Annotated in this window: 11 protein-coding genes and 1 riboswitch; of the genes, 2 read left to right on the top strand and 9 right to left on the bottom strand. The window is 59.0% G+C overall.

Features of this window, described 5'->3' with window-relative positions:
- Positions 1–118: 118 nt before the first annotated feature.
- The 3 genes from MHZ97_RS22415 to MHZ97_RS07260 form a co-directional block, all read right to left on the bottom strand.
- Complete coding sequence (locus MHZ97_RS22415) at positions 119–262, bottom strand: helix-turn-helix domain-containing protein (protein WP_375337765.1); 144 nt, start codon at positions 260–262, stop codon at positions 119–121.
- 127 nt (positions 263–389) lie between these two features.
- Positions 390–1,475, bottom strand: coding sequence for a FliC/FljB family flagellin (locus MHZ97_RS07265; RefSeq protein WP_239313728.1), 1,086 nt, complete (start codon positions 1,473–1,475; stop codon positions 390–392).
- Positions 1,476–1,519: 44 nt separating this feature from the next.
- On the bottom strand, positions 1,520–1,669 hold the full coding sequence (locus MHZ97_RS07260) for a hypothetical protein (protein ID WP_239313731.1): 150 nt from the start codon (positions 1,667–1,669) through the stop codon (positions 1,520–1,522).
- A 188-nt stretch (positions 1,670–1,857) separates the two neighbouring features.
- Positions 1,858–1,954: riboswitch (TPP riboswitch) on the top strand.
- Between the two features lie 34 nt (positions 1,955–1,988).
- On the opposite strand from MHZ97_RS07260, the gene thiM reads away from it, so the two are divergent.
- Together thiM and thiD are read left to right on the top strand one after the other, a co-directional pair.
- Positions 1,989–2,783 (top strand): hydroxyethylthiazole kinase, encoded by a 795-nt coding sequence (thiM, locus tag MHZ97_RS07255; protein ID WP_239313734.1) that lies wholly within the window; start codon positions 1,989–1,991, stop codon positions 2,781–2,783.
- Positions 2,780–3,580, top strand: a complete 801-nt coding sequence (gene thiD, locus MHZ97_RS07250) for a bifunctional hydroxymethylpyrimidine kinase/phosphomethylpyrimidine kinase (RefSeq protein ID WP_239313737.1) — start codon at positions 2,780–2,782, stop codon at positions 3,578–3,580. Before thiM ends, thiD begins: the two co-directional genes overlap by 4 nt.
- 28 nt (positions 3,581–3,608) lie before the next feature.
- Here the strand turns inward: thiD and MHZ97_RS07245 are convergent, their stop codons facing one another.
- From MHZ97_RS07245 to yegS, 6 genes are all read right to left on the bottom strand, one after another.
- Entirely contained in the window at positions 3,609–4,295 is a 687-nt protein-coding gene (locus tag MHZ97_RS07245; RefSeq protein ID WP_103794082.1) for a GntR family transcriptional regulator, read from the bottom strand.
- Positions 4,296–4,395: 100 nt separating this feature from the next.
- Positions 4,396–5,856 carry a mannitol dehydrogenase family protein gene (locus MHZ97_RS07240; RefSeq protein WP_239313740.1) on the bottom strand — a complete coding sequence of 487 codons (1,461 nt, stop codon included), beginning with the start codon at positions 5,854–5,856 and terminating at the stop codon, positions 4,396–4,398.
- Between the two features lie 60 nt (positions 5,857–5,916).
- Positions 5,917–7,200, bottom strand: a complete 1,284-nt coding sequence (locus MHZ97_RS07235; RefSeq protein WP_239313758.1) for an MFS transporter — start codon at positions 7,198–7,200, stop codon at positions 5,917–5,919.
- Between the two features lie 81 nt (positions 7,201–7,281).
- Positions 7,282–8,289, bottom strand: a complete 1,008-nt coding sequence (locus MHZ97_RS07230; protein ID WP_239313761.1) for a Zn-dependent oxidoreductase — start codon at positions 8,287–8,289, stop codon at positions 7,282–7,284.
- Positions 8,290–8,299: 10 nt separating this feature from the next.
- Positions 8,300–9,514, bottom strand: a complete 1,215-nt coding sequence (manD, locus tag MHZ97_RS07225) for a D-mannonate dehydratase ManD (RefSeq protein ID WP_239313764.1) — start codon at positions 9,512–9,514, stop codon at positions 8,300–8,302.
- A gap of 215 nt (positions 9,515–9,729) precedes the next feature.
- Positions 9,730–10,629 (bottom strand): lipid kinase YegS, encoded by a 900-nt coding sequence (gene yegS / locus MHZ97_RS07220; protein WP_103794077.1) that lies wholly within the window; start codon positions 10,627–10,629, stop codon positions 9,730–9,732.
- Between the last annotated feature and the right edge of the window lie 115 nt (positions 10,630–10,744).

Below are 10,744 nucleotides of genomic sequence, written 5' to 3'. Positions count from 1 at the left end.
ACTGAGCGGATTCGCGTTTAAACTCTGCGCTGAAATTTCTTTTTTTCATTGAGGCACCTGTAATGTTCTGAGGTGAGCATATCACCTCTGTTCAGGTGGCCAAATTCAGTAAACCACTTCAATCACCATTTCGCCAGATGTCGCTTTGCATAGTTAGAGCACGATTGTAGACAAAACGACAAGCACCAGCGAATGACTTCATAGAAGCAATCTGTTCTGGAGTTGGTTTCAATTGAAACTTGTATGCTTGACGCCTGATCATTTCGACAACTATGCAACCTAAAAGTAGACTTAAAATTGGGGGTATTTCATCAGTAAACACACTGTAATGGCAATGCTTTTACGGTTGAAAATAAAGCCCCCCGCAAATGCGGGGGAGCCTTGAGCTATTAGCCCTGAAGCAGAGACAATACCTGCTGCGGAACTTGGTTAGCTTTAGCCAACACTGAGTTACCCGCCTGCTGGATGATCTGTGCTTTAGACATGTTTGAAACTTCAGTAGCGTAGTCAGCATCCTGAATACGGGACTGTGCTTCAGACAGGTTAGTAGTAGTGTTGTTCAGGTTAGTGACCGCTGAATCCAGACGGTTCTGCACCGCACCCAGGCTGGAACGGAAATCATCAACCTGAGAGATTGCCTCATCCAGTGCGGCTAACGGGTCAGTGGTTTGGACCACATCATTATCATCAACCTCATCAGTGCCGAGAGTAATGACTGCTGATGCAGGGGTGCTTCCATCGGCGTCGGTGACCGTAACATCAGTGGAAAGGTCTACCTTCATGTATTTGCCGGTATCTGAATCTTTAACGGCATAAGCGTCAGCACCACCTGATTTATACTTCAGCAGGGTCACGCTGTTTCCGTCTGAATCCTTAATATTACTGCTTGATACAGCAACATCGTTAGAATCTTTTAAGGTGCCTGCTTCAGCATTCGAGTAGCCGCTGGCTACATTGAAATCTTTCAGACCTAATGTATCACTGTTAATTTTGCTCAGGTCGATGCTGATAGTTTGTCCATCATTAGCGCCAACCTGAATTTTCATAGACTGATTAGTCGAGAGAACTTTCACACCGTTAAACTGGGTCTGATCAGAAACACGATCAATTTCAGCCAGGCGTGAAGTGATTTCGTCCTGGATTGATGACAGGTCAGAATCAGAGTTGGTGCCGTTTTGCGCTTGAACAGTCAGTTCACGGATACGCTGTAAGTTGTTGTTAATTTCTGACAGCGATCCTTCAGTGGTCTGCGCCAGTGAAATACCGTCGTTAGCATTACGGGCAGCCTGAGTCAGGCCGTTAATGTTAGATGTAAAGCGGTTGGCAATTGCCTGACCAGCAGCGTCATCTTTCGCGCTGTTGATACGAAGACCAGAAGACAGACGCTCGATAGAGGTAGACAGAGCAGACTGGTTCTTGTTGATGTTGTTCTGAGTGATCAGCGAGAGGCTGTTGGTGTTAATTACTTGAGCCATGGTAAAAGTTCCTATTAATCAAATCATTTGGTTAAGGTTTGGGCTTAAACCCCTTCGGCTTCAGCGCCGTCATACCTACTATCGTCACGCCCCAGAAAAACTTTAACTTCCTTTTTATTTCTTTTTCCAAACTCACGTTCGGTAGGGGCTTGCATCAGGTAGCCTGTCAACCAGGCATCTTTATTAATCGGCACATTGGCTCAATTACTTAATCTTTTGGATAATGCCTAGGTGAGGTCAAAGGTGGGGTAAATTGTGAGGTCAAAGGTGAGGTATTTAAGCTTTATCCGTTCCCGGCGATCAAGAAGGCGAATGTAGATAGGCCAGCTTGCTTTGCAAGCGACACTTCCCGTATGCTGGTGAAAAGTAATGAGAGATTTACTTTAATGACTCGGGGTGCCCTTCTGCGTGAAGGCTGAGAAATACCCGTATTACCTGATCTGGATAATGCCAGCGTAGGGAAGTCAGATGCCTGACCGCATTCGCCTTCTTGCTCGCCGGTTGGGAGTTATAATGATCCGCCAACCTCAACGCTTTTCCGACGCGCATTTCGCGCCTGTACTCGCCCGCTTCGTCCAGCGCCAGCCGCTGGTGCACTGCATGACTAACGATGTCGTACAGAACATCACCGCCAACGTTTTGCTGGCGCTTAACGCCTCGCCCGCCATGGTGATCGATCCCGATGAAGCCGCGCAGTTCGCTGCCGTGGCCGATGCCCTGCTGATCAATGTCGGCACGCTGACCCGCGATCGCCGCGACGCCATGCTGGCGGCGGCGCAGGCGGCCAACGCGGCGCAAAAACCCTGGGTGCTCGACCCGGTGGCGGTCGGTGCGCTGACTCTGCGCACGGCGTTCTGCCAGCAGCTCCTTCCGCTGCGGCCTGCCGCCGTGCGCGGCAACGCGTCTGAAATTCTCGCGCTGGCGCAGCAGGGGGGCGGTGGACGTGGCGTGGATACGCAGCATCAGGCGGAAGCGGCGCTTGAGGCGGCGCGCGAACTGGCACAGCGGCATCAGACGCTGGTGGCGATCAGCGGCGAGGTCGATTACGTCACCGACGGCGTTGAGACGCTCAGCGTGCCCGGCGGCAGCGCGCTGATGACGCGCGTGGTCGGCACCGGCTGCGCGCTCTCCGCCGTGGTGGCCGCCTTTTGCAGCCTGCCCGGCGAACGGCTAAGCAATATCGCCAGCGCCTGCCGCGTGATGGCGCTGGCGGGGGAACGCGCCGCCGCGCAGACCGGCGCCCCCGGTAGCTTCGCCACGCTGTTTATCGACGCCCTGTGGCAGCAGGCACAGGAGGCGCGCGCATGAAGCGTATCAACGCGTTAACCATTGCCGGCACCGATCCCAGCGGCGGCGCCGGTATTCAGGCCGATCTGAAAGCCTTTTCCGCCCTCGGCGCTTACGGGACCAGCGTGATTACCGCGCTGGTGGCACAGAACACCTGCGGCGTGCAGTCGGTGTATCGTATTGAGCCAGACTTTGTGGGGGCGCAGCTCGATTCCGTGCTCAGCGACGTGCGCATCGACACGGCGAAAATCGGTATGCTCGCGGAAACCGCTATCGTGCAGATCGTGGCGGAGAAGCTGGAACGCGCCGCTATCCCTTTCGTGGTGCTGGATACGGTGATGGTGGCGAAAAGCGGCGATCCCTTGCTCTCGCCTGGCGCCATCGCCAGCGTGCGCGAGCGGCTGCTGCCGCAGGTGTCGTTAATCACCCCCAATCTGCCGGAGGCGGCGGCGCTGCTTGAGTGCGCGCCGGCGCGCAGCGAAGAGGCGATGCTGGATCAGGGCGAAGCCCTGATGGCGCTGGGCTGCCAGGCGGTGCTGATGAAAGGGGGCCACCTCAGCGACAGCGAAAGCCCGGACTGGCTGATCACCCGCGACGGCGCAGAGCGCTTTACCGCGCCGCGCGTTAATACGCGCCATACCCACGGCACCGGCTGTTCGCTCTCCGCCGCGCTGGCGGCGCTGCGCCCGCGTCATGACAGCTGGGAGTCAACGCTGCGCGAGGCGAAAGGCTGGCTGCAGCAGGCGTTACTGCAGGCCGATACGCTGGAGGTGGGCAGTGGAATTGGGCCGGTACACCATTTTCATCGCTGGTGGTAGGAAAGAGAGGGCGGCAGGCCTGCCGCCCTTACAGCGCCTCAAACCACTCGCTGTTGCGCTCGGCGATCGGCGTAATAGAGAAAATCATCTCCTGCAGATGGCGGCGCATCGCCGCTTCGGCGGCGTCGGCGTCGTGGTTCTTTAGCGCCGATAAAATCTCTTCGTGCTGCTCAATCAGGCTGTCCGGCGGTGAGACCTCGCTCAGCGTCAGAAAGCGCACGCGGTCCATCGCCGCTTTGATATTCTCCACCGTTTCCCACGCCAGCAGGCAGTTGATGCTCTCGGCAATCAGGCGGTGAAACTCATCGTCGAGGCTGAGAAAGGCCTGGCTGTCATGGCGATCGGCGGCCATCTTCTGCAGCTGAAGGTTGTGCTCCAGCGCCATCAGCGCCGCCGGCTCAATTTCCAGCGCCGCGCGCCGCACCACCGACACCTCTACCGCTTCGCGAATAAACCGACCGTCCGCGACGCGACGCGCGGAGATTTTGCGCACGAAGGTGCCGCGCTGCGGCAGCACCTGCACCAGACCCGCTTCCGCCAGCTTGATAAAGGCTTCGCGCACCGGCTGACGCGACACGTTAAACCGGGCGGACACTTCTTTTTCTGACAGCAGCGAACCCGGCTGAATGACGCAGGTCACGATATCCTTACGCAGATAACGATAAATCTGCTGGTTAACCGGTTCGCTGGTGGTGATGGTATAGGCGATTGACATGCGGCATATCCGTATTACGGCTGGCCTGAGCCAGCCCGTTGGGAAAGTGTCAGTCTAATCAGCGCGCTGCGACTGCGCCAGCGCTTTTGCTACTGAACAATTACAGCGAAGCGACCACCTGCGCCACCGTGGCGCGCGCGCCATGCTCGCGCAACTGCAGCCAGAAGCGCGTCAGCGTCGCGACCACCGCCGTATTCTGCGCCAGATCCTCGCCGAAGACCGCCTTCATCCCCAGCAGCGCCTTCACGCGCGCTTCGCCTTCGGCGCTGGCGGCCACGCGCTCCGCCAGTTCCGCCTTCAGCGGATCGCGGATCTCGATCGGCGCGCCTTGCTCATCCACGCCGCCCACATAGCGCATCCAGCCCGCGACGCCCAGCAGCAGCAGGTCGCAGTTGCTGCCGTTGTTCAGGTGCCAGCGCACGCTGTCGAGCAGGCGCTGCGGCAGCTTTTGCGTGCCGTCGGTGGCGATCTGGTATGTACGATGCTTAATGGCGCGGTTTTCATAGCGCGCAATCAGCGAATCGGCATAGGCGGTTAAATCGACGCCCTGGGTGCGCAGCGTCGGCGCCTGCTGCTCAAGCATCAGCCTGCGCGCGGCGGTGCGCAGGCTGGCGTCCGCCATGCAGTCGCTGATGTGCTCATAGCCGGCGAGGAAGCCGAGATAGGCCAGAAACGAGTGGCTGCCGTTCAGCATACGCAGCTTCATCTCTTCGAACGGCAGTACGTCCTGCACCAGCTCCGCGCCGGCCTCTTCCCAGGCGGGGCGACCGCTCGCAAAGTTATCCTCGATAACCCACTGGAAAAAAGGCTCAGCCCCAACCGCCACCGGATCGCTGGAGCCGAGACGTTCGGCAAGGCGGGCAAATGCGGCATCGGTCATCGCCGGAACAATGCGGTCCACCATAGTCGAAGGGAAGGTGACATGCTGCTGAATATAGTCCGCCAGCGCGCTATCCTGCCGCTGCGCCAGCTGCACAATCACGTTGCGCGTGACGTGGCCGTTTTCCGGCATATTGTCGCAGGACATGACGCTAAACGGCGGCAGGCCCGCGTCGCGGCGGCGGCGGATCGCCGCCAGAATCAGGCCCGGCAGCGAGCGCGGCGCATCGGGATGGGCCAGGTCGTGCACAATATCGGGATGATCCGGGTTAAGGTCGCCGCTGGCGGGATGATGGCAGTAGCCTTTCTCAGTAACGGTCATTGAAACAATCGCCACGTCTGGCTGGCTCATGGCGGCGATCACCGCCTCAATGCCGTCGCCTTTACCGTGCAGCGCCGAGGTCACGACGCCGATAATCCGCGTCGTGAGCGAGTCGTCAGCCATCTCCGTCAGGCTGTACAGGTGATCCTGCTGGCGCAGCGCCTGGATCAGCTCGCCGCTGTTGAGGTTAACTTCGCAATAGCCCCAGTCGCTGCCCTGTTCCGCCAGCTTGTCGCTGCACAGCGCCTGATGGGCGCGGTGAAAAGCACCGAAGCCGATATGCACCATGCGGGTTTTTAGCTTGCGGCGGTCGTAGCGCGGGCGCTGCACGTCGGCGGGGAGGCGATCAATCTCTAACATAGTTCGTCCTTATGGCAAACGGGGCGTCCTGCGCCCCGGGATTCAGTCATGTCGATCTGTTTACACCGAAACCGGCTTCTTATTCACTTTCGGGCTGCGGATAACGAACAGCACCAGGAAGGCGCCGACGGCAGCGACGCCGCCTGCCAGCACAAAGGCGCTGTCAAACTTGCCGGTATGCTGCACGATAAAGCCGGTGACGATCGGGCCGATGATGCCCGACAGGCTGCCCACCAGATGGATAAAGCCACTGATGCTGCCGACGCGGCTCTTGTGCACCACGTCCTGAATAATCGCCCAGTAGATAGCCCCGGTGATGTAGAGGAAGAAGATGGAGATCGACATCATCATTACCGCAGAATTGACCTCTTTTACCGTACCCGCCAGCGCCACACAAACGGCGGCGGCAAACAGTGAGACCACCAGCACAATTTTACGCGAGAGCAGTAACCTGCCGGTAATATTGAAGATCTTGTCTGAGATCCAGCCGCCGAGCGCGAGGCCGACAAAGCCGACAATCCAGGGGATCATGGTGGTGATGGACATTGATTTGATATCCAGGCCGTGCGCCTGCACCAGATAGGCGGGGAACCAGCTCAGGAAGAAGAACAGAATATAGTTGTAGCAGAAGAAGGCGAAGGCGGTGACCAGGATAACTGGCTGGCGCAGATAGTAGCCAAAACCGTGCGACGCCTGCGCCAGATCCGCCTCTTCGCCCGGCTGCTCGGCTTTTAGCTGGTCGACCAGCGCGCGCTCCTCGGCGGAAACGTGGCGGCTTTTCGCCGGGTTGTCCGCCGAAACGAACAGCCAGATCGCCATCCATACCAGGCCAATCAGGCAGATGATCACAAAGGCGGGACGCCAGCCAAAGGCGAGGGCGAGATAGCCGATAATCGGACCAGCAACCGCGCCGCCCAGCGGCGAGCCGGCGCTCAGCAGACCCATCGCGGTCGCCGCCTGCTTTTTCGGGAACCAGCCGTTAATCGCTTTGTTGGCCGAGGCGCAAATAGGGCCTTCTGCCATGCCGAACAGCACGCGCAGGATCAGCATCGACCAGAAGCCGGTCGCCAGCGCGGTCATACCGCAGAACAGCGACCACATGCCGACCGCGATGGCGAGCACGATTTTCGGGCCAAAGCGGTCTGTGGCGACGCCGCCGACGAAGTTAAACAGAGCGTAGCCGAAGAAGAAGCTGCCGAAGATCATGCCGAACTGTTCGGCATTAATCGCCAGATCTTTTTCTACCAGCGGCAGGGTAAGCGAGAGGGCGACACGATCGAGATAATTGATCATGTAAACAAGGAAAAGCAGCAGTACGATTGTCCAGCGCAGATTTTTAAACATAGTGGCTCCAACGCTTTTTTATAGTGATATTACGCCGGCAGCGCGCCGCCGGCTGAATCCCCGGTGAGGGCAGGGCAACAGCTACATGGCCAGCACAACCTTGCAGCAGGTGCGGGGGTCTTTTTCAAACAGCGTCATCGCGCGTTCGATTTCGGCGAGCGGAAAGTAGTGGGTAACCAGTTTCTCCGGCTGGATAAGTCCCTGCGCCATCCATTCAATCACCTGCGGGAAACGGTGACTGTTGAGGCGGGAGGTAAACAGCGACAACTCTTTACTGGTCAGGCTCTGCTGGGTAATGCTGCACGGCTCGCCAGAGAAGCCGAGCAGTCCGATACGCGCAGCGGGCGAGGCGAGCGCCGCCGCTTCCGCCAGAATAGCGGGATGACAGGCGGCGTCGATAATCAGCGTCGGCTGCACCCCCTCCAGCTGCGCCGCCAGCGGTATCCCTGCGTTGTTAAACACCCGATCCGCGCCGCTGGCTTTCGCCAGCTCAAGCCGTTCCGGCAGGCGATCTACCACCAGCACCTGCGCCACCTGATAAACCCCCTTTAGCACCTGAATCGCCGTCAGGCCCATCGGCCCGGCGCCGTAGATCAGCGCCACATCCTGCGGCTGCGGCTTCAAGAAGGCGGTGATATTGGCCGCGATGGTGAAAGGCTCCACCAGGCTGGCCAGCTGGTCCGGGATGGTCTCAGGCAGCCGGTAAGCATTGCCGGCGGGTGCGACCGCATATTCGCTAAAGCCGCCGTCGCGGTGTACGCCGATAACGCTGAGCGTGGTGCAGACGTTAGGGCGGCCCACCGAGCAGGGATAGCAGCGGCCGCAGCTGACGACGGGATCGACCGCCACCCGTTCGCCGATGCGGCGCGCGTCCACTTCGTCGCCGACCGCGTCAATTACGCCGAAAAACTCGTGGCCGATAACGCGCGGGTATTGGGCGAAAGGGTTGTGGCCGTGCCAGATATGCACGTCGGAGCCGCAGATGCTGGCGTATTTCACCTTTACGCGCACCTCGCCCGCCGCAGGCGTCGGCAGCGGGCGATCCGCCAGCAGCAGTTCGCCCGGTTGTTCAATCACGACACTTTTCATGATGCGCTCCTTACCAGTTCCACAGCGTGCCATCTTCCAGACGGGCCACCGGCAGACAGGCGGGTTCGTAGGGATATTTTGCCGCCAGCTTCTCGTTGAATCCGATGCCCAGGCCCGGCTTGTCGCCCGGATGCATAAAGCCATCCTCGAAACGCCAGCTGGCGTCAAACAGCTCCATCATCTGCTCGGAGAAGCCCATATACTCCTGCACGCCGAAGTTCGGCACCCAGAGGTCAAAGTGCAGCGCCGCCGCCATGCAGATCGGCGAAAGATCTGACGGGCCGTGTGAGCCGGTACGCACCTGATAGAGCGAGGCGAAATCGGCAATGCGGCGCATCCCGGTGATGCCGCCGGCGTGGGTGATAGTGGTGCGGATATAGTCGATCAGCTGCTCTTCAATCAGCTGTTTGCAGTCCCAGATGCTGTTAAACACCTCGCCGACCGCAATCGGCGTCACGGTATGCTGACGGATCAGGCGGAAGCACGCCTGGTTTTCCGCAGGCGTCGGATCTTCCATCCAGAACAGGCGGTAATCCTCGACGCTCTTGCCGAAGCGCGCCGCTTCAATCGGCGTCAGGCGGTGATGCATATCGTGCAGCAGATGCTCGTTGAAGCCGAACCTGTCGCGGATCGCTTCGAACAGCTTCGGCGTAAAGTCGAGGTATTTCTCCGTTGACCAGAGCTGCTCTTCCGGCCAGCTGCCCTTGGTCGCCGGCTCATAGGCCAAGCCTTTGCCTTTCGCCATGCCGTAGGTGGTTTTCATGCCCGGCACGCCGCACTGGGCGCGGATCGCTTTAAAGCCCATCTCTTTGTGCTTCGCGTAGTCATCCATCACTTCGTCGATGGTATGGCCGGTGGTGTGGCAATAGACCATAACGCCGGTGCGCGACGCGCCGCCCAGCAGCTGATAGAGCGGCATATTTGCGGCTTTGCTTTTGATATCCCACAGCGCCGTATCGACCGCGGAGATGGCTGACATCGTCACCGGCCCGCGACGCCAGTAGGCGCCCTTATAGAAATATTGCCAGATATCTTCGATCTGATGCGCGTCGCGGCCGATCAGCTGCGGGCAGATATGATCTTTCAGGTAGGAGGCGACCGGCAGTTCGCGGCCGTTGAGGGTGGCGTCACCGAGGCCGGTCAGACCCTCATCGGTGGTGATTTTCAGGGTAACGAAGTTTCTGCCGGCGCAGGTGACAAAGACTTCGGCGTTAACAATTTTCATCTCTCGTGGCCTTCTTTCAGCAATCAATGCTGAAAAAGTACGCGCATTTATACTACCATACAAGTTGGTCGCGCGGAGTTGTGAAGGCAATCACAGAGAGAATTTGCCCCCTGTCTGAGGTCAGGGGATAGGGTTTGTTTTACCGGCCGGATAAAGATCATTACGCGGGCCAGTCTGCCCGCGTAAACGCCTGTTTTACTGCCCGAAACGTGACCTTAAGCCAGCAACGCGCACTGTGGCGGCAGGCGACAGCTCAGCGCGCCGGGCATCACCTCAATCTCAAACTCGCGGCCGGAAAGCGGTTCGCCATCCAGATTGAAGGTCATCTCGTTGGGGGAAACGATGCGCAGCGAGGTCAGCTTCGCGGTGACAATATTCGGGTTTTCATCGTTGCTGGTCAGCGAGTGCAGCAGGGTAGGCAACAGCTCCTGCGCGGTAACGATGCTCAGATCGAGCTGGCCATCATTGATCAGCGCCGAGGGACACAGGCGCTGCCCGCCGCCCGCCTGGCGGCCGTTGCCGACGCCGATTGCCAGCGCGTCACCCTGCCACTGAAAGCCTGGCCCGGAAATCTCACAGCTGTCTGGCTTTAGCGTATCCATACGCATCAGACCGTGAATAAAGTAGGAGACGCCGCCCAGTGCCGACTTCAGCTTCTCCGGCGTTTCGGTGGTGATACGGGTGCCGAAGCCGCCGGTGGCCATATTAATGAAATAGCGATCCTGATTAACCCGCGCCAGATCGATAACGTGGGCTTTGCCCTGCACCGCCAGGCGCAGCGCAGGCTCCATCTCGACGGGAATGCCGACGCTGGTGGCAAAGTCATTGGCGGTGCCGAGAGGAAGAATGCCGAGCACCGGCCGACGCGCGGCGTCAACGGCCGCCAGCGCAGTGGCAATCTCGTTAATGGTGCCGTCGCCGCCGCCGGCAACCACGGTCTCGGCGCCCAGCTGCAGCGCCTCCTCGACGTAGCGTTCGCCGTCGCCTTTCTCCCAGGTCACGCGCACGGCGACGTCAAAGCCTTCATCGCGCAGCGTGGTGACGGCCGCGCGCAAATCCTCGTTGCCCGCGCCTTTGCCATTAAGAATAAGTAGAGTCAGCGGTTTTTGTTCCATTGTCCGTTCCTTGAAAACCTACAAAGATTTCTGCTTATAGCATAGTCAGGGGGGAAAATTTACGGGAGAAAAGCGGAAAAAAGAAAACCCGCACGGGGGAGCCGGGCGGGTGAAT

Source organism: Pantoea sp. ACRSC (assembly GCF_022346785.1).
GTDB classification, from domain to species: Bacteria; Pseudomonadota; Gammaproteobacteria; order Enterobacterales; family Enterobacteriaceae; genus Pantoea; species Pantoea alvi.
Note: the sequence above shows the minus strand (reverse complement) of the source record. Positions and strands in the feature narration are given on the sequence as shown.

Coding starts and splice junctions, on each gene's coding strand:
- thiD (WP_239313737.1), top strand. CDS start 2,780: ATGAAGCGTATCAACGCGTTAACCATTGCCGGCACCGATCCCAGCGGC.
- MHZ97_RS07265 (WP_239313728.1), bottom strand. CDS start 1,475: ATGGCTCAAGTAATTAACACCAACAGCCTCTCGCTGATCACTCAGAAC.
- yegS (WP_103794077.1), bottom strand. CDS start 10,629: ATGGAACAAAAACCGCTGACTCTACTTATTCTTAATGGCAAAGGCGCG.
- thiM (WP_239313734.1), top strand. CDS start 1,989: ATGATCCGCCAACCTCAACGCTTTTCCGACGCGCATTTCGCGCCTGTA.
- MHZ97_RS07240 (WP_239313740.1), bottom strand. CDS start 5,856: ATGTTAGAGATTGATCGCCTCCCCGCCGACGTGCAGCGCCCGCGCTAC.
- MHZ97_RS07230 (WP_239313761.1), bottom strand. CDS start 8,289: ATGAAAAGTGTCGTGATTGAACAACCGGGCGAACTGCTGCTGGCGGAT.
- MHZ97_RS07235 (WP_239313758.1), bottom strand. CDS start 7,200: ATGTTTAAAAATCTGCGCTGGACAATCGTACTGCTGCTTTTCCTTGTT.
- MHZ97_RS22415 (WP_375337765.1), bottom strand. CDS start 262: ATGATCAGGCGTCAAGCATACAAGTTTCAATTGAAACCAACTCCAGAA.
- MHZ97_RS07245 (WP_103794082.1), bottom strand. CDS start 4,295: ATGTCAATCGCCTATACCATCACCACCAGCGAACCGGTTAACCAGCAG.
- manD (WP_239313764.1), bottom strand. CDS start 9,514: ATGAAAATTGTTAACGCCGAAGTCTTTGTCACCTGCGCCGGCAGAAAC.